This window comes from Streptomyces sp. NPDC006012, assembly GCF_042871185.1.
Taxonomy (GTDB): Bacteria; Actinomycetota; Actinomycetes; order Streptomycetales; family Streptomycetaceae; genus Streptomyces.
Window position 1 is genome coordinate 107,314 of sequence record NZ_JBIAIE010000014.1, and the last position, 21,447, is coordinate 128,760.

Consider the following 21,447-nt stretch of genomic DNA (forward strand, 5'->3'; position numbering starts at 1 on the left):
TGACGTGACGCAGAAGACGCTGGACTACCTCGTCATCGGCGCCGGACCGGCCGGCGTGCAACTCGCCTACTTCCTCAAGCAGGCCCACCGCGACCACCTCGTCCTGGAGGCCGGATCCGTGCCGGGCGCGTTCTACCGGACGTTTCCGCGGCACCGCCGGATGATCTCGATCAACAAGCCGTACTGCGGATTCGACGACCCCGACAAGAAGCTGCGGGTGGACTGGAACTCGCTGCTCGGTGATGCGGACATGCCACGGTTCACGCAGTACACCGACCGGTACTTCCCGCACGCCGACGACTACCTGCGCTACCTCGCCGACTTCGCCGCCCATCACGAGCTGGACATCCGTTACGACACCCGCGTCACCGAGGTCGCCCGGGACGGCGAGCGCGGCCCCTTCCGGGTCACCGACGAACACGGCACCGTGCACACCGCCCGGCGCGTGGTGGTGGCCACCGGTTTCTCCCGCGCGTACGTTCCGCCGATCCCCGGCATCGAGACCGCCGAGTCGTACGCGGACATGACGCTGGACCCCGACAGCTTCACCGACCAGCGGGTGCTGATCATCGGCAAGGGCAACTCGGGTTTCGAGACCGCCGACCACCTCGTCGAGCGCGCGGCCGTCATCCACATACTCGGCCCCAGCTCCCTCAAGCTCGCCTGGAAGACACACTTCATCGGCCATCTGCGGGCGGTCAACAACAACTTCCTCGACACCTACCAGCTCAAGGCACAGAACTCGGTGCTGGACGCCACCGTGGACCGTATCGAGCAGCTGTCCGACGGTTACGAGGTCACCCTGACCTATCTGCGGCGCGACGAGACCGTCTCCTTTTGCTACGACCGGGTGCTCGCCTGCACCGGATTCGCGATGGACGCCTCGATCTTCGCGCCCGAATGCCGCCCCGAACTCACCATCAAGGACCGGTTCCCGGCGCTGACCTCGTCCTGGGAATCGGTCAACGTCCCCGACCTGTACGTCGCGGGCACGCTCACCCAGGTGCGTGACTTCAAGAAGTACACCAGTGCCTTCATCCACGGTTTCCGGTACGGCGTACGGGCGCTGACGCGGATGCTGGACCGCCGTTACGAGCACACCGAGTGGCCGCACCGGACGGTGCCGTCCGACCCGGCCGGTCTCGCGGACGCGGTGCTGGCGCGGCTGGCCACCACCTCCGCGCTCTGGCAGCAGTTCACGTTCCTGTGCGACCTGTTCGTGGTGGACGGGGACGGCGTCCGCCACTACGAGGAGATGCCGGTGGACTACCTGCACGACTCCGGATTCGGACAGCACGACAGCTATGTCACCGTCACGTTCGAGTACTTCCCCGGACATGACGAGCTGGACCCGTTCGACATCGCGGCGGGCCGCGCCTGGGAGCAGGAGCACCAGCACGACGACCGGTACCTGCACCCCGTGGTGCGGCACTTCCACCGCGGCGAGGCCGTCTCCGAGCACCGCGTGAAGGAGAACCTCGACAACGAGTGGACCGACCCGGTGGTGCACGTCAAACCACTGGTGGAGTACTTGACGGACACTCTGGAGCGTTCCCTCCTCACAAGCGGTGACCGGTGATGAGCACCTCGACGAACATCTCCACGGACACCTCCTCCACGAACCCCTCCCCGGCAACGGCGAGGCCGCTGAGCGTGCGCGAGTACGAACCGCTCGCCCGGGAACGGCTGGACCCGGTGCACTACGACTACTTCGCCGGGGGAGCCCACGACGAGATCACGCTTCGGTCCAACGAAGCCGCTTTCGCACGACTGGCCCTGCTTCCGCGCATCCTGCGCGGGCGGGGCCTGCCCGACCTGACCACCGACCTGCTCGGCCACCGCGCGTCCATGCCGGTCGTGCTCGCCCCGACCGCCTTCCACCGGCTGGCGCACCCGGACGCCGAGCGGGCCACCGCCCGCGCCGCCGCCTCCACCGGGGCCGTCATGATCGCGGCGATGCTGTCCACCGTGGCCATCGAGGAGATGGCCGCCGAGGCCCGTAAGACGGCCGTCGACGCACACCTGTGGTTCCAGCTCTACATCCAGCGGGACATGGGGTTCACCGAGGCTCTGGTACGGCGTGCCGAGGACGCCGGGTGCGCCGCCCTGGTCGTCACCGCCGACTCCCCGGCGCTGGGCCGTCATGTGCGCAACGACCGCAACGACTTCCACGACCTGCCGCCCGGGGTGGTGTGCGAGAACCTGCGGTCGCTGCGCGCCGACGAGCCGGGGCACGTCCGGCAGGTGGACCTGTCGCCCGAGCTGTCCTGGGAACACGTCGAGCGGCTGCGCGCCATGACCGGCCTGCCGATCGTCGTCAAGGGCGTACTGCATCCCGAGGACGCGCGCGTCGCGGCCGATCTGGGGGTGGACGCGGTGATCGTCTCCAACCACGGCGGTCGGCAGCTCGACACCACCCCCGCCACCGTCACCCAGCTTCCCCGGGTGCTCGACGCGGTGGACGACCGGATTCCCGTCCTGCTCGACGGGGGCGTCCGGCGCGGCACCGACGTCGCCAAGGCGCTGGCGCTGGGCGCGCGGGCGGTCGCCGTGGGACGGCCGGTGGTGTGGGGCCTGACGGTCGGCGGGCAGCAGGGAGTGGAACAGGTGCTGGGCATCCTGCGGGACGAACTCGCCCACACCCTGACCCTGTGCGGCTGCGCCGGCCCCGCCGAACTGGACCGGGACATGGTCGTCCGAGCGGACTCGGGACGGTGAGGGCCGCCAGAACGGGTGACCGCGCCTCGCGCGCGGTCTTCGCGACGGGCTCCCTGCTGGTCGTGGCCGGCGTGGCGCTGCACCTGCCCGCCTACTGGAGCATGCGCGACGAACACTTCGAGATGGCGGGCATGGGCATGGACCCGGCCATGACCACCGGCATGGTGCTGATGGTGCTGGGTCTGGGCGCCGCCGCCCGGAGTCTGCTGCCCGCCCGTGAACGGACCGCCGCCCGCGCCCCTGAGATCCGCACCCGCTACGCCGCCCTGGACGGCGCCCGCTTCGGCCGCGCCCACCGGGGCCTGGTGGTGGTGCTGTCGGTGGCGCTGGTGGTGGACACCATGAAGCCCGCGTCGCTCGGGTTCACGGTCCCGGGGATGCGTGCCGAGTACGGGCTGACCGCCGCGCAGGCGTCGCTGTTGCCGCTGGTCGCCATCGGCGGCACCATCGTGGGCTCGGTGCTGTGGGGCTGGCTGGCCGATCTCTACGGCCGCCGCTCGACGATCCTGCTGTCGGCGCTCATGTACGTGGCCACGTCCGTGTGCGGGTTCATGCCGTCGTTCGGCTGGAACCTGGTGATGTGCGCCCTGATGGGCATGGCCGCGGGCGGAATGCTGCCCACGGTGTACTCGCTGATGTCGGAGTCGGTGCCCGCCCGGCGGCGCGGCTGGATCGTGGTGGCGCAGAGCGGGTTCAGCGCCGCCGCGGGCTACCTCGTCGCAAGTGGCTGCGCGACCCTGCTCGTCCCCCACTACAGCTGGCGAGTCCTGTGGCTTTTGGGACTGCCGACCGGCCTGCTGCTGGTGGTGCTGCGCCGGTGGATCCCCGAATCGCCGCGCTTCCTCATCGAGACCGGGCAGCAGGAGGAGGCGGCCCGGGTCATGGCGCGCTACGGCATCCGGGCCGTGCCGGCGGACGCCGCGGACGTCGCGGACGTCGCGGACGCGGGGGAGACGGCCACGGGCGTCGGCACCGGAACACCGGCCGCCGCGACGCCTGCCCTGGACACCGACCTCGACACCGACCGGGACCCGCGCGCGAACCGCCCCGCGCCCAGGGGCCCGCTCGCCGCGCCGCGAACGACCGGAGCAGGCGCCGGACCCCGCCGGTTCGCCCAGCTGCTGTCGGCCCCGTACCGCGGGCAGACCTGGGTGATCGTCCTGTTCGGGGTGAGCTGGGGCATCGTCAACTGGGGCTTCATCACCTTCCTGCCCAACTTCCTCACCTCGGCCGGCTCCAGCACCCGGGCGAGCAGCCTGCTGTTCGTCTCCTCCGCCCTCGCCGTGCCCGCCACCCTCGTCGCCGCCGCCCTGTACGCACGGTGGAGCAGCCGGAAGGCGATGTGCCTCTACGCCGCCGCCACGGCCCTGGTCCTGGTCGGGTACGCGGTGCTGCGCCCCGAACGCGCCGGCCACGGCGACGCGTTGGTGGTGCTCACCGCGCTGCTGCTCATCACATCCGGCGGCATGGTCGCCCTGCTGGCGCCCTATGCCACCGAGGTCTACCCGACGGCGCTGCGCGCCACCGGCAGCGGTGTCGCCGCCGCCGGCGGCAAGGCGGGGGGCCTGTTCGGTCCGCTGCTGCTCAGCTCGGCGCCGCGCCTGGAGGGCCTGGCCCTGGTGAGCGCCGTACCGCTGGTCGCGGCCGGGCTGGTGCTGTGGCGGTACGGCGCCGAGACACGCGGCAGAGCACTGGTCGAGGCGGACGGCCCGGCGAGGCCGGCCGGCATCGTCCGGACCCCGGCCGACACCTGAGCGCACGCACTCTCCCTTCGCTTCGCTCCGCCGCACCTTCCATCCCTACGTCGTACGACGCCCCGGAAAGACGAAGGACACCCATGGACGACATCGCCGCGGACACCCCCGCGAACCTCGCCGCGGACACCCCCGCGGACGTCACCGCGAGCACCCCCGCGGACAAGGAACTGCTGGCTGAGGCCGCGCTCCGCCGCCCCAACCAGGCCCCCCACGACCGTTTCCTGGACGCCTACCGGGCCCGCATGGGCTACCGCGGCGCACCCCTGCACCCGCCGGCCGTCCACGGCGTGGAGGGTGCGATCGACATCCACTGCCATGCCCACGAGGGCCAGCAGGACGCGCTGGCCGTGGCCCGGACGGCCGCCGCGAGCGGCATGGGCGGTCTGCTGTTCAAGAGCAGCCTGGGCATGCGGCGCCCCGACGTCGCCGGCCCGGCCGGTGTGATCCGCGAAGTCGACGCCGAGCTACGGCGCTGGTGCGCGGAGACCGGCATCGAGCCGATCGGCCTGTGGGCGGGCTGGATCACCAGCTTCACCAAGGGACTGCCGCTGCTGGAGGCCGCCCGCACCCAGCTCCGGGACGGCGTCAAGGCGGTGTGGATGCCGGTCTTCCGCAGCGCCAACACCCTCAGCAAGGTCGGCGGCCCGCCGATCTGGTGGGGCGGCAGCAGCGACCCCGCCGAGTGGAGCGACCCGCTGCCGTGGGACCGGGCGCTCACAGTCGGCGAGCACACCCTCGACGGGCACGGCCGGCTCAAACCCGAGTACAAGGAGATCTTCCGCATGGTCGCCGACCACGACGTAATGGTCTCCTTCGGACACGCCACCCACGAGGAGATCTTCGCCATGGCCGAGGCGGTGCGTGAGCTGAACATCACCAAGGCCGTCGTGGACCACCCCTTCAGCCCGTTCATCGACCTGTCGGTGGCCGAGATGCGGGAGCTGACCTCCGCCGGTGTCCACCTGAACTTCACCTACGACGAGATCTCGCCGCTGCTCGGCGTCAACCCCGCCGACATGGCCGCCGCCATCCTGGAACTGGGCACCGACCACGTCACCCTGTCCAGCGACGCCGGCGAGCCGCTGTTCCCCCACTCCGTCGAGGCGCTCCGGCTGGTGCGCGCCCACATGCGGGCGTTCGGCCTGAGCGAGGAGCAGGCGCACCAGGTGTGCGCGGTCAACCCCGGCGCACTGATGGGCGTGCGGTGACCGCGCCGACGAGCGGCATGTCACCGGCCCCCGAGGGCTGCCCGATGCGAGGAACCCCGCCGTCCCGGACGGTCCCTGGGCGCATCCCCGGCCACACCGAACCGTTCGTCCGGCACCGGCCTACGACCTGACCGCCCCACCCGCCCGCTTCGAGGAGAACCCGCCGTGGCCTTCCTTCCCGTACTGCCCGCCGACGCCACCGTCCTGGACGTACTCAAGACCTTCCCCGAACCCGCGGGACCACTGGTCGACTACCACCAGGTGGTACTCCGGGGGCCGTCCGAACTCACCGTCGCGGAACGCGAGTTGATCGCGGCGTTCGTGTCGGCGCTCAACTCCTGCCGGTACTGCCGCGGGGTCCACGAGGCGGTCGCCGAGCGGTTCGGCATCGAACACGGCGTCCTCGCGGCGCTGCTGGCGGACCTCGCCACCGCACCGGTCCGTGACGCGATGAAGCCCCTGTTCGCCTACGTACGCAAGCTCACCGTGACACCGGGCCGCATGACCGCGGCCGATGCCGAGGCGGTGCTTGCGGCGGGCTGGCAGGAGCGGACCCTCTACGACGCCGTGTCCGTGTGTGCCTTGTTCAACCTGATGAACCGGATCGTGGAGGGCCTGGGAGTGCGGGCGCCGGACGACGACTACTTCGCCGTCGCCGCCCGGCGCCTGTCCCGCGACGACGGCTTCGCCGACTACCGCGGCCTGGTCCCGCGCGCGCACGACCACGACGCCTGACCCGCGGACGACGGACGGTCCGCGGGCCGGCTGACACGGATCAGGCTGATGTGACGTGGGTGGGGCGCAAGGCCGGCAGAAGCGGAGATCCGCTGGTCAGGACTGCTTCGACACCTGGTAGTGGGCGATCTGCCACTGGCCGGCGATCTGCCTGAGGACAAGGGTGAGGGTGACCTTGACGGTCGGCCGGTCGGTGAAGGAGAAGTCGACACCCAGGTAGCCGAGCAGCACGTCATCGGCCAACTGCCGTGTTTCCAGAACCTGATAGTCGGCTCTCAGCCCGAGAGGCTGGGAGTCGTAGTACTCGAAGACCCCCGGACGTCCGACGCTGTAGGGGCGAAGCCCCTGGAAGATCGCGTCTTCCGTGAAGCACGCGGCGACCTGCTGCGGTTCGTGTGCGTCGACCGCGGACTTCCATCGGTCCACGACGCCGGACAGGATCGCTTCCTGTGCTGTTGTGCTGGTCATCTTGGTTCTCCTCCTTCGAAGGGCGGCGCGGGCGGCGGGTCGGATGTCGCCTTCCACGGCCATGGCCACCGCAAGGGGCGACGGGTACGGGGCTGGAGGGGATCAGTCGGTGGAGCCGGTCGCGCCCGGGTCGTTGGGGTGTGACCGCACGGCGGTGACCACCGCCGTCATCCAGGGCCACAGGGGCAGCGTTCCAAGAACCCTCTCGCGCAGATCCGCCTCGTCGTCCGCACGCCACACACCGATGCTCCGGAGCTCGCCCACCGGGCGCCACAGCCGGACCAGGTGGCCCGCGGAGGCAAGCTCCTTCGCCCGGACGGTCTCGGCGGCGCGGCGCCGGCTGACCTCGGCGGGGTCGGTGCCCTCGGGCACGGTCGTGGTGAGCTCGACCAGGAACTCCTTCATGGCCCTTCCTCTCTCGGTTCCACAGGGGTGCGTGCGACCCACGGTGCCGGACGCCTCGCTGTAAGGCGCGTCGAGACCTGGGGGCGGTGCTGACCGGATCAGATAGTAGTCGACCGGTCGGCTAGTAGCAATCTACGGAACGCGGCCTTCGCGGCGCGGGTGCCCGGCCTGGGTGCGGACGGGTACGGGACGGTTCCGGGGCGGGTGCCGGATGGCAGCGGGATGGGTACGGGGCAGGTGCCGGATGGCGGCGGGACGGGTGTGGGACGGCTCCGGGCCGCCGGGGCGAGGCCGGGGCGCGCGGCCCGCGTCCTTGCTCCCGGTCCGAGAGGCGCGGGCGGATGCGCTCCTCGGGTGCGGCGCCCACCATGGAATCGCACCGCCCGTGCGGCCCGCCGTGCGCCGGATGGTCACTCCCGGCGAGCGGGGACGGCTGCCTTCTTCCGCAGGTGCGGGTTCCCGCCGCAGGTGGCAGACCTGTCGCGGGGTCGCAGGACTCGGTAGCGCCGGGGGCGGTGAGGGTGGCGTTGAAAATAGTCGACCAGTCGTCTACTGTCCTTCGCGAGCCGACACACAGTCGCAGCGCACAACCATTCGGAGAGGGGACACTCATGAGTACTTCCGGTCAGAAGGTCGCCATCGTCACCGGCGCATCCCAGGGCATCGGCGCAGGTCTGGTGGAGGCGTACCGCAAGCTCGGTTACGCCGTCGTGGCCACGTCGCGCACCATCGCCCCCTCGCAGGATCCCGATGTCGTGACCGTTCAGGGCGACATCGCCGACCCCGCCACGGCCGAGCGTGTGGCCGCGGCCGCCGTCGAGCGCTTCGGCCGCATCGACACCCTCATCAACAATGCGGGCCTCTTCGTCGCCAAGCCGTTCACCGAGTACACCCAGGAGGACTACGACACGGTCATCGGCGTCAACCTGGCCGGGTTCTTCCGCATCACCCAGCTCGCCGCCGAGCAGATGCTCCGTCAGGGAGGCGGTCACATCGTCCAGATCGGCACCAGCCTCGTGGACCACGCCAACTCGGCCGTCCCGTCGGTGCTCGCCTCCCTCACCAAGGGTGGGCTGCATTCCGCCACCAAGGCCCTGGCCATCGAGTACGCCACCCGCGGCATCCGCAGCAACGCGGTCTCCCTCGGCATCATCAAGACCCCCATGCACCCGGAGGCGCACCACGAGACGCTCGCCGCGCTGCACCCGGTCGCGCGCATGGGTGAGATCAGCGACGTCGCCGACGCGGTCGTCTACCTGGAGAACGCACCCTTCGTCACCGGTGAGGTCCTCCACGTCGACGGCGGCCAGAGCGCCGGTCACTGACCCCAGGGTCCCCCAGGTCCCCGAGGGCCCCGGGCGCCGCGTGCTGCGCCCGGGGACCGGCATCCGACATCCGGTATAGACGATCGGTCGTATACTTTTGTCATGGGACGCACCAGTGATGCCAAGGAGAAGATCCTCACCGCCGCGCACTCGCTCATCGAGCAGCGCGGGTACACCGCACTGGGTATCGCCGAGATCTGCAAGGCCGCCGACGTACCCAAGGGCAGCTTCTACTACTTCTTCGAGTCCAAAGAGGCGCTTGCCCTGGCCGTGATCGACCAGCAGTGGGAGAGCCAGTGCGGCGACTGGGCCCGGGTCCTGCGGGACGACGCGGAGCCGTTGCGGCGACTGCGCCGACTGATGGAGGAGACCGAGGCGGGCCTGCGCGAGGGCCAGCAGAGCTGCGGGACCGTTTCCGGATGCATGTTCGGAAACCTCACCCTGGAACTGAGCAACCAGACCGAACCCATCCGCGAACGCCTGAAGGAGATCTTCGACGCCCAGGTGAAAATGGTCGACGAGGTCATCACCGAGGCCCGCGAGCGCGGAGAGGTCTCCGTCACCGACACCGGGGAAGCCGCCCGGTCGATCGTCGCCCAGCTTGAGGGCCAGGTGCTGTTCGCCAAGCTCTACAACAACACCCAGCGCCTCGAAGTCCTGTGGGAGAACTGCCTGTCACTGCTCTCCGCCGGCCGAGCAGTCACGGTGACCGCCTGAGCAGTCACGGCTCTGGTGCCACGCGGGGCTGGTGTCCCGGTCCGCAGGAACCGCACCCGGAGAACGGACAACCGCCGGACCGGCCGGCCACAACCAAAAGTTGTGCTCATAGAGTGTCGGCATGGACTTCGACACTGTCCGGACCTTCGTCGTCGTCGCCGACGTGGGGCAGTTCCAGGAGGCGGCCGCGGAGCTGGCGGTCACCCAACAGGCCGTCTCCAAGCGGATCGCCGCGCTGGAGCGCACCCTCGGCGTGCGGCTGTTCACCCGCACGCCGCGGGGCGCCGAGCTGACCATCGACGGGCAGGCGTTCCTGCCCCACGCGCGTGATCTGTTGCGGGTCACCGAGCGCGCGGTCGCGTCCGTGCGTCCCGGCCGCCGTCCGCTGCGCGTCGACATGATCGCTTCGCGCGGCGCGGCATCGGGCCTCCTGCGCGACTTCCACCAGGCGCACCCGGACATCGATCTCGACGTGATGACCCTGCTGGACATCGAGACGGCCGTCACCGCCATCCGGTCCGGTGCGATCGACGCGTCCTTCCGTGCCGTCGCCATGCCCGGCCGGCCCCTTCCCGAGGACATCGATTCCGTCCGGGTGCTCGACGAGACGCTCCAGCTCCTCACCGGCCCGGCCCACGTGCTGGCGGACGCCCGTTCGGTGACCGTCGCCCAGCTCGCCGGGCACCGGATCTGGATGCCCGGCGTCGTCCCCGGTACCGAGTGGCGTGCCTACTACGACGACTTCGTCGCCGAGTTCGGCCTCACCATCGAGGTCACCGGCCCCAACTTCGGCTCCGACGCCCTCCTCGACACCATCGCCGGCACCCCGGCCCTGGCCACCTTCATGGGCGAGCGGACCCGGCACGTCTGGCCCGCCGGCCACGGTCTGCGCCGCATCCCGGTGACCGACCCGACGCCCGTCTACCCGCACTCGCTCCTCTGGCGCCGCGACAACCCCCATCCGGCGCTGGCCACCCTCCGCACCCACCTCACCACCACGGCGGCCGTCCACGACGCCCCCGGGACCTGGCGGCCGGACTGGGTGATGCCGCGCTGAACACCACCGCGCCCGCGATCACCGTGGCGGGATCGACCGGGAAGCGCGGTGTCGGCGCGCGCCGTACGCGGCACGCCGTGGGAGCGGGAGCATGAATGTCCCGTTCTCGTCAGCGGGGGAGCGAACGCCCTGTTGTCAGCCACAGGAGAACGAACGCCCCTTATCCACAAGGCCGTTGGCGAATAACTTGGTGTCATCTAACCGTGCGAGTGGTTTACCGTTCCCGTCCGTGTCAAGCCGCTGGTCGTGTGCTGCTCATGCGCCCAATGTGATAAGCGATGAGTACATACGACATGAGCACCCCAGACGCGATCACTTCCGGCCCGGAGAACGCGGACACACCGAGCGAGAAGCAACCCGAGCCGGCGGCCTTGACCGCCTCGCAGCCCTCGCAGCCCTCCCCGCTTTCGCAGCCTTCGCCCCGTTCGCGCGGCGCGCGGCTCTCGCGACGTGCCATGGTCAGGGCGAGCGGCGCCGGTGCGCTCGCCGCCGGACTGACCGCCGCCTCCGCCACGCCTGCCACGGCGCTGAGCCCCGCCGTCACGCCCGCCTCGGCACCGGCGGCGGCGCCGCCCGGCACCGACCCCAAGGCGTACACCACGGTCGCCCGCGCCATCGCCGTCTACGACGACAACGACACATCCCTTGTTCCGGCCTATCTGAAGGCCATCGAGAACGGACTGCCCGCACGCCGGGCGAAGGCGACGAAGCGGGTCCTGGTCGTCGGTGCCGGACCGGCCGGTCTGCTCGCCGCCGACCTGCTCAACCGGGCGGGCCACGACGTCGTCGTGATCGAGGCCAACGGCAACCGCGTCGGCGGCCGTATCAAGACCTTCCGCAAGGGCGGCCACGAGAACGGCGAGCAGCCCTTCGCCGACCCCAGGCAGTACGCCGAGGCCGGGGCCATGCGGCTGCCCGAGAGCCACCCCCTCCTCATGGCGCTGCTCAAGAAGTACAAGCTTCCCCTCCAGGAGTTCTACCTCGTGGACGTGGAGGTCGAGAACCCGGCGAAGCAGGCCAACCGGGCCTGGATCCACGTCAACGGCGTCCACATGCGCCGGGCCGACTACGAGAAGCACCCCGAGAAGATCAACGACACCTTCGGTGTCACGGGTCCCCTTCGCACCAAGACCGCCGCGGCCATCCTCGCGGCGGCCCTCGAACCCGCGCACCGGCTCATCCGGGGCAAGCAGGGGACCGCCCTCGTGGACGGATGGGCCGAGATCCTCAAGCGGTACGGCCACTGGTCCATGTACCGGTACCTCACCGAGGTCGGGAAACTCGACATCAGGACCATCGATCTCGTCGGCACCGTCCAGAACGTGACCTCGCGGCTGCACCTCTCCTTCACCCACAGCTTCCTGTCCGCCGCGCTGATCGACCCCAAGACCAGGTTCTGGGAGATCAAGGGCGGCACCGCGCTGCTCGCGGACGCGATGTACGCGCCCGTGAAGGGAAAGGTGCGGCTCGACAGGCGTGCGGTGCGGATCGAACGCGCCGCAGGAAAAGTCCGGGTGCACACCGTTTCCGAGGACTGCCAGACCGGCCGGGGCGGTGTCACGGAGGTCTTCGAGGGCGATGAGGCGATCCTCACCGTCCCCTTCGCCGGACTGCGCCACGTGGCCTTCGACCCGCCGCTCACCTACGGCAAACGCCGGGCCGTCACAGAACTGCACTACGACGCCGCGACCAAGGTGCTGCTGGAGTTCTCCCAGCGCTGGTGGGAGTTCACCGAAGCGCAGTGGAAGAAGGCGTTGAACTCCATCGAGGACGGCCTCTACGACAAGTACCGGGCGGGCAAGGTCAAGGACGGCAGATACCTCGGCGCCCACAAGTCCGTGACGGACCTGCGCGTGACGATCCCGGGCGAACTCAAGAAGTGCTTCGCCTCCTTCCGCCCCACCGGCGCCGACCCCGAGGCCGCCCACATCCGGGGCGGCGGCAATGTGAGCGACAACGCCAACCGATTCATGTACTTCGAGCACGCGCATCCCATGGAGGGCAGCGACGGAGGCATCGTGCTCGCCTCCTACAGCTGGGCCGACGACGCACTCAAGTGGGACGCCTTCGCCGACGACGAGCGGTACCTGCGCGCACTCGCCGGGGTGCAGGCGGTCTTCGGCCGCCGGTGCGAGGTCTTTTTCACCAACAAGTGCAAGACACAGTCATGGATGCGCGACCACTACGCCTACGGCGAGGCATCGGTCCTCTTCCCCGGCCAGCACACCGAACTCTTCCCCGACGTTCCCACGTCGGAGGGTTCGCTGCACTTCGCGGGGGACCACACCTCCGTCAAACCGGCCTGGATCGAAGGCGCACTTGAGTCCGCGGTCCGGACCGCGCTGAAGGTCCATACGGGCTGACCGGTGTGCACGGTGGCGGGCGCGGCGTCGCCGGTGTCCGGTCGGACCTCCGGCCACCCGGCCGGGCAGACGCCATCCGCGGCCCGGCAACCATCACCGGCATGCACGGTCCAGGGCGGGTCCGGGCCCGCCGTCGGCCTCGGCACGCACAGTCCGGGACGGGTCCGGGCCCGCCGTCGACGTACGGCAGGTCCGGCCCCGATCCGCCGGCGACCGGGCCGTGTTCCGTCCTCGCCCCATCGGCGCCCGGGGTCCTGCACACCGTCCGCGCCAACGCCGTCCACCAGGAGATCCACTCGCGGGCCAGGGCTCGTACGCACCCTGTCGACCTGAGTGTCCTCACTTCGCGCTACAGGTATTTCCCCGAGCCCCCGGTGGCCTCCGCTGTTCTGCAATACCCTCGAACAGCGCGTCCTTGAATGGGGGTTGGGATGACGTACGTACGTGAGCTGGTGCGCCACGTGGTGGTGCAGGAAGCGCCGCACGAGGTTCCCGTGCTCGACAGTCTCCGTGACTTCGACGACGACCGGGCCCTTCGTGTCCTCAACCGGACGGGGCAGAAGCAGGAACCACTCGGTTTCGGCTACGCGGAGGCCGCCGCCGTGGTCACACCCGTCGTCTGGATGGTCCTCGACCAGGTCGTCCGGCACACGGTCGACAGAGCATCGGACACGGTGCTGACCCGCGGCAGAGAGCGGGTAAGCCGACTCCTGCGCCGCAACCCGGCGGAGGCGAACCGCGTCATGACCGTCCTCGACGCCGGTCAGCTGGCGACCGTGCGGACACATGTCCGCGACCGCGCGAAGGAGCGGGGCATGCCCGACGCCGCGGCCGAGGCGCTCGCGGACAGTGTCGTGGCGCGCATCGCGATCTCCCAGGACACGCCGCAGGACTCCACGCCCCGGCCGGCGGCGCCGCACGGTCCGACACCGCCCACCGGTCAGCCGGCGCACCAGCCTGCCGAGCGCCCCGGGCAGTCCGGCGCCGCCTCGTGAGGTTCCTCAACGCGCTGCGCAGCGGAAACGGGACCGGTCCCCGGTTCGCCCTGCTCGTGGCCCTCGTCGTGGCGGCCGGCGCCACCACACTCGACGTGGTGCTGTCGAGCTTCCACAACATTCGGTCCGACTCCAGCGAGGAGCCCCTGAAAGGCGCGTTCGGCTGCATGCTGGCAGCGGGCATCGACCCGTCCAGCGCCGATGCGGACAACATCAACGCCATCACCAGCCGCATGAAGCTGTTCGACCAGTGCATCGGCGCGCAGCCCACGTCGTACGAAGGGGTGATCGGCACACTCGTGCTGTTCGCCGTCGCCGCGGCGATCTACTGGCTGCTGCCCGTGTGGCGCAACCGTCCCCACCGGCTCGTTCCGGTCGAGGCCGTCGACGCCGACGGCGCCCTGCGGGCCGAACTCGCCGCGCTGTGCGAACGTGCCATGATCCGCTCACGGGTACGGTTCCGGGTCGACCCCAGGCGGATGACCGCCGGCGCGTGCGTCTTCGGGCGCGCGGGGAGCTACACCGTGAGCCTGCACGCCGGTCTGCTGGCCCGCAGAGGTGTGGACCCCGAGGGCTTCCGCGCGGTCGTCCTGCACGAACTGGCCCATCTCCACCAGCGGGACGTGGACTACGCCTATGCCGGCACGGCCCTGTGGCGGGCCTTCGTCCTCGGTGCGCTCGTCCCGCAGTTCGCCCTCGTGGCCTACCTGGTGGTCCTGGTACTGACCGGCACGGAGTCCCCGTTCTGGAACGGGGGAAAGCTGTTCTTCGCCCAGATCGTGTTCGGGCTGTTCCTCGCCGCCCTCGTCCATCTGGCCCGGGCGGACCTCCTGCGCCGACGGGAGCTGCAGGCCGACCTGCAAGCGGTGACGTGGGGCGCGCATCCCGCCGGCTGGTACCAGCCGGAGCGGCCGGGCCGGGTGCCGTCCCGGCTGCGCCGGGCCACCGCCCTGCTGCGGACCCACCCGGACTGGGCGGAACGCCGACTGGCACTCGCGGATCCGGAACGCTCGGCGCGGATCACCATGGTGGAGATGTTCCTCACCGGTGCCTCGGCGGCACTGCTGGCCGGCCTCGCCGCGGCCGTGCAGGCCGTTCCCTACGGGACGAGCATCTGGATCACGGTCGTGCTGGCGGCGGCGGTTCCCTGTTCGGTGCTGGGCCTGCGAGTCGTACGCAGCAGGCGGTCGCGCCACGGGCGGGCCGAGTCCGGCGCGTTCGTCGGCCTCTGGTTCGGCCTCGGGCTGATGACCGGCGACTACGTCGTCAGCAACCTGCACCGCAGCGACTGGCTGCTGCCCGAGCCGCTGTACCTGCTGGCCTTCCTGTTCATCGCCGCCGTGCCCGTCGTGTGGTGGTCGCAGAGCCTGAACCTGGCGCTCGGCCTGCCCACGCGCGGGCGGCGGTGGACGGCCGCCGCGGTGTGCGTCCTGACGACCGTCGTACTCCTGTGGGACGGACTGCAGTGGTGGCGGCTGGGCGGCGAACGCATCGCCCTGGGCGCGGGCGACGTGAACGCAGCCCTGGAGACCTACTACAAGCAGGTGGTCCCCGGTGACTGGTCGCCCTTCTCCTTCGACCTGCGGGTGCTGTCAGTCGGCATGGCGATGCTCACCCCGTTGTTCAACGAGGCGCTGACCATCGGCGCGGCGGCCCTGTTGTGGCTGACACCGCTGGTGCTCATGCTCACGCAGCGCGTACGGGCCGGCGTCCGCCTGCGCCGCACCCTGCTCTGGGGAGTGGCCGGCGGCCTGCTGTCCTGGGGTGCGCTGGCCGTGGCCCTGGCCGCCCTGCACGCGCACGGCCCGGTCGGCCGGCCGGAACGGGCCGGTCCGTTCTTCCTCGTCAGCACCTGGTGGACGATCGTGGTGGCCGTGGCGGCACCGGCGGTGACAGCCGCGGTGGTGGCCGCCGTCTCCCGGCGGCACTGGATGCCCCGTGCGCTGATCGCCGGGCAGGTGGCCCAACTCATGGCCTACGCCGCCGCTTTCCTCTTCTACTCCGCCGACGGCTGCCTCGGGCCGCTGAACAACGCCACCCACACCTGCGGGTGGAACGCCTCGAACGGGACGGAGCACGCCCGCCGCGTCATCGTCCTGACCCTTGCCGATACGGTGCTGGCCGTCGCCTGCGCCGCGCTGGTGGGCGCGGCAGCGGCCTGGGCGGTACGGACGGTGCGGGGCCGGCCCACCGACGTGCCCGCCTGGCCCGCCCCTTCGCTCTCCGCCCTGCGCCGGCCGGCCCTGCTCGGCACCGGCCTGCTCCTCGCCCTGAGCGTGCCGGCGCTCCTGCTGACCGGCGTGACCTCACCGAGGGTGACCGTCAGCGCAGACGAGTTCATGCAGAGCCGCGCCCAGCCGCAGCGACAACAGCCGGTCAGGTCCCCCGAGCAGCGGGCCAGGATGCGGTCCTGGCAGGCATGGGCCTGGATGTATCACGGCGGCAACGAGCGGTCCCAGCGGATCCGGCACGCCCTGGAGCGGCTGACCCGCCTGCTCGGCGACGGGCAGCAGCAGGGTGCGCAGCCGGACTGGGACGCTTACCGGCGTATCTGCGCCGCAGTGGACAGCACGGTCGCGGACGCCGGACAGTACTTCCCCGTACCGCTCGCGGACCTGCAGAAGGAGTGGGCGTCGGCGCTGTCGACGATGCGTCAGGGGACCCGGCGCTGCGTCACGGTGACGGGCACGCCCGCCGCGGGGCAGGACAGCACCCAAGCGCGCAACGCGACCGCCCTCGCGCTGTCCGTCCAGCAGATCGTGACGGGCGCGGTCGACTGGCAGAAGGCGTCCGTCCACATCAGGGACGTCGCGGGCGGCGGTGAACTGCCGTCCCCGTGACCGCGCGCAGCCCGGTGGACGCGCGCAGGTGCGCAAAGGGGCTTGAGCACCGCGCGCGATCCGGGGGAAGGCCCGGGACGACGGACGACGGGGAACGGAAAGGGACATGGGTATGGGAATCGTGGAAGTGCCGCTGGACGACGGCAGCGGTGGCGTCGTGCGGGTGCAGATCCGGGAGAGGGACGATGCGCTGGTGCCGGTGGGCCGGGGATCGCATGGTGCCACGCGTGCGGTGCGCTCCTTCGGCCAGTTGCTCGATACCGTGCGGCCCGTCGCCGAGAGCTTCGTGGAGCGGCTCGGCGGGATGCGGCGCGCTCCCGACGAGGTCACGGTGCAGTTCGGCGTGTCGCTCTCCGCCGAGGCGGATGTCGTCATCGCCAGTACCGCGACGGAGGCGAATTTCTCGGTCAGCCTGACCTGGAACAGAAGTGACGCGGCGGCAGCCATCGACGAGACTGACAGCGGGAGTTGACCCTTCGTGGGGCATGACGGGGACGTAGGGGGAGCTGTGCCTGCCGGAGCGACGACGGAGCCGGACCCGCCGGACGGAGCGGGCGGCGCGGACGGCGCGGACGCGGTCCTCGCGTCCGCGGTGGTGCGGATCGCGGGACGGGACGGCCCCGTGGGCGGCGCCGGCTTCGTCTGCGCTCCCGATCTCGTCCTGAGCTGCGCACACGTGGTCTCCGACGCGCTCGGGGCACCGCGTTCCGATCCGTCACCGCCGACCGGTGAGATCGTCGTGGACCTGCCGCTGGCCGGCGGCGGCTGCACGGTGGCCCGTATCGAGCACTGGGTGCCGGCCCGGGCCGACGGCTCCGGTGACATCGCCGTCCTGCGCCTGGCCGCGCCGCTGCCGCACTCCGCGCCGCTGCCCGTCGTCGAGGCGGTGGACACCTGGGCCCATCCCGTGCGGGCGCTGGGCTTCACCAGGCGCTTTCCGGGAGGCGTGTGGCACGCCGGCCGGCTGCGCGGCGGAACGGCGGAGAACTGGGTGCAACTCTCCGGAGCCGATCCGCAAGGCGTTCCGGTCGACGAGGGTTTCAGCGGCAGCCCGGTCTGGGACGAGCGGACCGGCGCGGTCGTCGGCATGGTGGCCCGCGCCCAGCTCGCGGGCGCACGCCAGGGCTTCATGATCCCCACCCGGGCGCTGCTCGCCGAACTCCCCGTCCTGCGGCCGGTGCTCGACCCGCCCTCGCCGTTCCGTGGCCTGGCTGCGTTCCGGGAGGACGACGTACACGTCTACTTCGGGCGGGACGCCGAAGCGGACGAGCTCACCGCGCTGCTCGACCGCCATCCCCGCGTCCTGCTCGTCGGGCCGTCCGGCTGCGGAAAGTCCTCGCTGGCGCTGGCGGGCGTGGCACCGCGCCTGCGCCGGTCGGGACACGAGGTGCTGGTGGTGCGGCCGGTCGCCGGCCTCTCCCTGTACGCGGCGCTCGCGGCGGAGCTGTCACGGATCGCCGGGAACGGCGCCCAGGGCGCCGGGCACGCGGCCGGCGCCGCCGAGGCGGAGGCGCTCCTGCGGCAGTGCGGGCTGCCCGAGGCCGCGCGCCGGCCGCTCGGCACCGGACAGCCCCGCCTCCTGGTCGTGCTCGACCAGGCCGAAGCCCTCTTCGCCGACCCCGAGCGGCCTGCCGACGAGGTCGCGAAGCTGCTCTTTCCCGACCGGCCCGCCGACGGCCTGCGGGTCCTGCTGACCCTGCGGGCCGACTTCCTGGACACCGCGCTCTCCGATCCGGCGATCGGCCGTACGCTCAGCCGCGCCCACGTCAGCATGCTGGCACCGATGACCCGCGAGCAGCTGGAAGAAGTGATCCGCCGGCCCCTCGCGACGGTTCCGGCGTGGACCTACGACCCCGGTCTCGTCCAGCAGATGCTGGACGACGCCGGTGACCGCCCCAGTGCGCTTCCGCTGCTGGGCTTCGTCCTGGAACTCCTCTGGGACAAGCGGCGGCCCGGACGGCTCGGCTTCGACACCTACCATGCCATCGGCGGTGTCCCAGGGGCCCTGGGCCGGTACGCGGAGCGGGCCTGGGCCGACTGCGTCACGGACGACGACCGCCCCGAGGCACTGCGGCTGCTCGCCTCCCTGGTGCGGGTCCTGCCCGGCGGCGAGGGCCCACTGCGGCAGAGACTCACCCGCGCCGAGGCGGGCGAGGAGCGCTGGCGTATCGCCCAGGCCCTGGCGGGACGGCGGATCCTGGTCACCGGCCGGGACCCGGAACGCCGCCAGACGGTGGAGATCGCCCACGAGGCACTGATCGCCGCCTGGCCCACCCTGCACCGGCACGTCGTGGAGAACGAACGGTTCCTCCTCTGGCGGGAGCGGCTGCGCCAGGACGTCGAGCGCTGGCGCGAGAGCGGCGAGAGCCCCCAGCAGCTCCTGCGCGGCGCCCCGCTGGAGACGGCCGAGGAACAACTCCGCGCCCGGGCGGCGGAGCTGACACCGCAGGAGCGGACGTACGTCGAAGCCGGGCTGCGGCGCCGCAGTGAAGAGGCCGCCCGGCAGGCACGGGAGAGGCGGCTCAAACGCGGCGGCGCGACGGTGCTGGCCCTGGTGACCGTCCTCGCCGTCCTCGCGGCCCTCCAGCTGACGCTCACCAACGGCGAACTCGGCGACCGGCTGCGTACCGCCGCGGCCAGGCAACTGGCCACCGGCGCCCAGCAGTTGGACGACGTGTCGGTCGTGACCTCCGCGCTGTTCTCCGCCGCCGCCTACCGCACGGCGGAGGAACCCGAGGCGCGCACCGCGCTCCTTGAGGAGTACCTGCGCCTGCGGCAGGTCGAGCGGGTGGCGGTGGAAGGCCGCGGCCAGGTGGAGGGCGTCGCCCTGAGCGAGGACGGCCGACGCCTCAACGTCGGCCTCGACTCGGGCCCCATCCTGGGACTCGACCTCAGCGGCCCGGGCACACCCGGGCCGACGCCCATCATCAAGACGTCGGTGCCGCGCACCGTCGCCCTGTCCCCGGACGGCCGGATCTCCGCACGGTCGTCCGCCCATGGGGTGGTGTCGATCGGTGTCCGCACGGGCCAGGGCACCTCCATGCGGACGATCGAGTTGCGCAGTGCCGAGCAGGCCCGCAGCAACGCGCGCCCGGCCGACGACGTGCGCTTCGACGCCGACGGCGGGCGGCTGCTGGCCGCGCTGCCGTACGAAGGCGTCCTGGTGTGGCGGACCTCGGACGGCCGGCGGGTGGGCAGGACGCTCACCGCACCGCGGGGGTGGAACGTGGCCCAGGCGTGGTTCGGCGCGGACGCCGGCTCGGTGATCGGCCGCATCGTTGCGCAGTCGGGTACGCAGGACCCCGCGGTCGGACGGCTGGTCCGCTGGGACCTCGGCAGCGGACACCGCGACTCGGGCCCGTGGGGCACCACACCCGCGGGCGCCGTCACCGTCAGCGGCGACGGCAGCACCTTGGTGCGCTGCACACCGCAGGGTGTGCTGGAGGACTGGAACCTGACCGGTGAGCCGACGGTCACCCAGCGGTACTCCACCGAGCAGCTCTCGATCATCTGTCCCCTATATGTGCCTCGGCTGGACCGGACCGGCCGCTTCCTGCTCAATCCCGTCCAGCGCTTCGGCGACACACTGGGCAGGATGCGCTTTTTGGTGCTCGACCTGGCCGAGGGACGGCCGGCCACCATCGACCTGCCCGCGCCCACCCAGCAGGACACCGCGCTGACCGGCGCGGACCTGCTGCCGTCGGTGTCGCTGGCCGGACCACCCGGAGACCTGCGGGCCGCTGTCAGCTCCGGCGGCACGGTCGTCATCGTCCGGATCCACGCGCCCAGTGCCTTCGACAGTTCCATGCTCACTGCCCGGATCAGAACCGTCGACGCGGACCACAACCGGATCCTCAGCGTCGACGCCGACGGCCGGGTGCTGCGGCTGTGGGACCTGCGCACCCACCGCCAGCTCGCCGCCGTGCGCTCGCCCGCCGAACTGGCCCGCGTCTACGCGGCGTTCGGCCCGGACGGCAGGCGGGCGCTCACCACGACCGCGGACGGCCGTGCCACGCTGGTCTGGGACGTGGCCACGGCCGCCGGGCAGCCCACGCTCACGATGACGCACCGGCTGGAGTTGCCGGGTCCGCCCGGTATCGATCCCGCCAAGGAGGACCGACGCACCGGGCTCGCACCGGAATCGGCGACCATGACCTTCCTCTCGCCCGGTCGCGCGGTGATATCGGCGCTCTCGTACGTCACCGAATGGGACCTCTCCCGCGGCGAGCGGACGGGCATGACCTACCGCCCGGCCGTCCAGGAACCCGCCGACATCGCCGCTGCCGCCGCCGGGACCTGGGCCGTGGCCCGCCCCGGCCACTCCCAGGCCGCCGTGCGCACCCCGGGCGGCAGGATCGTCCTGTGGGACTTCCGGAGCGGCCGCGAGGTGACCACCATCGAATCCGGGGCGGGCGTCACCGCGAAGCAGCTCGGCTTCGACCCCACCGGCCGCTGGCTCGCCGTGCTGTCCTACGACGGATCCCTGCGCGTGTGGGACATGGACGAGCGCACCTGGCACCGCCTGAGCTACCAGGGCGTCCAGTGGCTGGGCTTCTTCGCGTCCCCGTCCCGCCTGTTCACCCAGGGAACCCTCAACACGTTCACGCTGTGGGACGTGCCGAAGGCCACCGAGCTGTACCACTTCACTCCCGGGTACGGCGGCACGGCGGGCCTGACCCGGGCGGCGGACCGCCTGGGCCTGGTCGACGACTCGGACGCGTTCTCCCTGCCCCTCGACCCGAAGGTGTGGACCGACCGGCTCTGCGCGGTGGCCGGTCGCACCCTTACCGCGGACGAGCGGGACCTGGCCCCGGATGCCGCCCGGACGGACGTCTGCGGCTGAACCGGACCAGGCCCCG

General features: G+C 71.5%; 15 protein-coding genes. 13 read left to right on the plus strand and 2 right to left on the minus strand.

Annotated elements, in window-relative coordinates; all coding sequences use genetic code 11:
* Positions 1-4 precede the first annotated feature (4 nt).
* The 5 genes from ACFYPJ_RS23580 to ACFYPJ_RS23600 all read left to right on the plus strand — a co-directional run bounded on the left by ACFYPJ_RS23580 (position 5) and on the right by ACFYPJ_RS23600 (position 6,418).
* Positions 5-1,579 carry an NAD(P)-binding domain-containing protein gene (locus ACFYPJ_RS23580; protein WP_389020437.1) on the plus strand — a complete coding sequence of 525 codons (1,575 nt, stop codon included), beginning with the start codon at positions 5-7 and terminating at the stop codon, positions 1,577-1,579.
* The gene (locus ACFYPJ_RS23585) at positions 1,579-2,718 is read left to right on the plus strand and encodes an alpha-hydroxy acid oxidase (RefSeq protein WP_389020440.1); all 1,140 of its coding nucleotides are present in this window, start codon (positions 1,579-1,581) and stop codon (positions 2,716-2,718) included. The genes ACFYPJ_RS23580 and ACFYPJ_RS23585 overlap by 1 nt, the downstream gene beginning before the upstream one ends.
* A complete protein-coding gene (locus ACFYPJ_RS23590) occupies positions 2,715-4,472 on the plus strand; it encodes an MFS transporter (protein ID WP_389020442.1) in 1,758 nt (585 codons plus the stop codon). Before ACFYPJ_RS23585 ends, ACFYPJ_RS23590 begins: the two co-directional genes overlap by 4 nt.
* 83 nt (positions 4,473-4,555) lie before the next feature.
* Positions 4,556-5,683 (plus strand): DUF6282 family protein, encoded by a 1,128-nt coding sequence (locus ACFYPJ_RS23595; protein ID WP_389020445.1) that lies wholly within the window; start codon positions 4,556-4,558, stop codon positions 5,681-5,683.
* A gap of 165 nt (positions 5,684-5,848) precedes the next feature.
* Entirely contained in the window at positions 5,849-6,418 is a 570-nt protein-coding gene (locus ACFYPJ_RS23600) for a carboxymuconolactone decarboxylase family protein (protein ID WP_389020448.1), read from the plus strand.
* Positions 6,419-6,514: 96 nt separating this feature from the next.
* Here ACFYPJ_RS23600 and ACFYPJ_RS23605 read toward each other — a convergent pair whose 3' ends face one another.
* On the minus strand, positions 6,515-6,886 hold the full coding sequence (locus ACFYPJ_RS23605) for a YybH family protein (protein ID WP_389020451.1): 372 nt from the start codon (positions 6,884-6,886) through the stop codon (positions 6,515-6,517).
* Positions 6,887-6,988: 102 nt separating this feature from the next.
* Positions 6,989-7,291 (minus strand): muconolactone Delta-isomerase family protein, encoded by a 303-nt coding sequence (locus tag ACFYPJ_RS23610; protein ID WP_389020453.1) that lies wholly within the window; start codon positions 7,289-7,291, stop codon positions 6,989-6,991.
* Positions 7,292-7,902: 611 nt separating this feature from the next.
* Here ACFYPJ_RS23610 and ACFYPJ_RS23615 point away from each other — a divergent pair.
* The 8 genes from ACFYPJ_RS23615 (at position 7,903) to ACFYPJ_RS23650 (ending at position 21,431) form a co-directional block, all read left to right on the plus strand.
* A complete protein-coding gene (locus tag ACFYPJ_RS23615; protein WP_389020456.1) occupies positions 7,903-8,616 on the plus strand; it encodes an SDR family NAD(P)-dependent oxidoreductase in 714 nt (237 codons plus the stop codon).
* A 102-nt stretch (positions 8,617-8,718) separates the two neighbouring features.
* A complete protein-coding gene (locus ACFYPJ_RS23620; RefSeq protein ID WP_389020459.1) occupies positions 8,719-9,333 on the plus strand; it encodes a TetR/AcrR family transcriptional regulator in 615 nt (204 codons plus the stop codon).
* 121 nt (positions 9,334-9,454) lie between these two features.
* Positions 9,455-10,390, plus strand: coding sequence for a LysR family transcriptional regulator (locus ACFYPJ_RS23625; RefSeq protein ID WP_389020461.1), 936 nt, complete (start codon positions 9,455-9,457; stop codon positions 10,388-10,390).
* Positions 10,391-10,845: 455 nt separating this feature from the next.
* Positions 10,846-12,753 (plus strand): flavin monoamine oxidase family protein, encoded by a 1,908-nt coding sequence (locus ACFYPJ_RS23630; RefSeq protein ID WP_389020689.1) that lies wholly within the window; start codon positions 10,846-10,848, stop codon positions 12,751-12,753.
* Positions 12,754-13,184: 431 nt separating this feature from the next.
* The gene (locus ACFYPJ_RS23635; protein ID WP_389020464.1) at positions 13,185-13,748 is read left to right on the plus strand and encodes a hypothetical protein; all 564 of its coding nucleotides are present in this window, start codon (positions 13,185-13,187) and stop codon (positions 13,746-13,748) included.
* Entirely contained in the window at positions 13,745-16,588 is a 2,844-nt protein-coding gene (locus ACFYPJ_RS23640; protein ID WP_389020467.1) for a M48 family metalloprotease, read from the plus strand. The genes ACFYPJ_RS23635 and ACFYPJ_RS23640 overlap by 4 nt, the downstream gene beginning before the upstream one ends.
* Positions 16,589-16,700: 112 nt before the next feature.
* Positions 16,701-17,060 carry a CU044_2847 family protein gene (locus ACFYPJ_RS23645; RefSeq protein ID WP_389020470.1) on the plus strand — a complete coding sequence of 120 codons (360 nt, stop codon included), beginning with the start codon at positions 16,701-16,703 and terminating at the stop codon, positions 17,058-17,060.
* A 36-nt stretch (positions 17,061-17,096) separates the two neighbouring features.
* On the plus strand, positions 17,097-21,431 hold the full coding sequence (locus ACFYPJ_RS23650) for a trypsin-like peptidase domain-containing protein (protein ID WP_389020473.1): 4,335 nt from the start codon (positions 17,097-17,099) through the stop codon (positions 21,429-21,431).
* Positions 21,432-21,447: the final 16 nt, after the last annotated feature.

What these genes read in the sequence shown, in the direction of transcription:
- ACFYPJ_RS23585 (WP_389020440.1), top strand. Translation starts at nt 1,579, where the DNA reads ATGAGCACCTCGACGAACATCTCCACGGACACCTCCTCCACGAACCCC.
- ACFYPJ_RS23595 (WP_389020445.1), top strand. Translation starts at nt 4,556, where the DNA reads ATGGACGACATCGCCGCGGACACCCCCGCGAACCTCGCCGCGGACACC.
- ACFYPJ_RS23605 (WP_389020451.1), bottom strand. Translation starts at nt 6,886, where the DNA reads ATGACCAGCACAACAGCACAGGAAGCGATCCTGTCCGGCGTCGTGGAC.
- ACFYPJ_RS23610 (WP_389020453.1), bottom strand. Translation starts at nt 7,291, where the DNA reads ATGAAGGAGTTCCTGGTCGAGCTCACCACGACCGTGCCCGAGGGCACC.
- ACFYPJ_RS23615 (WP_389020456.1), top strand. Translation starts at nt 7,903, where the DNA reads ATGAGTACTTCCGGTCAGAAGGTCGCCATCGTCACCGGCGCATCCCAG.
- ACFYPJ_RS23620 (WP_389020459.1), top strand. Translation starts at nt 8,719, where the DNA reads ATGGGACGCACCAGTGATGCCAAGGAGAAGATCCTCACCGCCGCGCAC.
- ACFYPJ_RS23625 (WP_389020461.1), top strand. Translation starts at nt 9,455, where the DNA reads ATGGACTTCGACACTGTCCGGACCTTCGTCGTCGTCGCCGACGTGGGG.
- ACFYPJ_RS23630 (WP_389020689.1), top strand. Translation starts at nt 10,846, where the DNA reads ATGGTCAGGGCGAGCGGCGCCGGTGCGCTCGCCGCCGGACTGACCGCC.
- ACFYPJ_RS23635 (WP_389020464.1), top strand. Translation starts at nt 13,185, where the DNA reads ATGACGTACGTACGTGAGCTGGTGCGCCACGTGGTGGTGCAGGAAGCG.
- ACFYPJ_RS23645 (WP_389020470.1), top strand. Translation starts at nt 16,701, where the DNA reads ATGGGAATCGTGGAAGTGCCGCTGGACGACGGCAGCGGTGGCGTCGTG.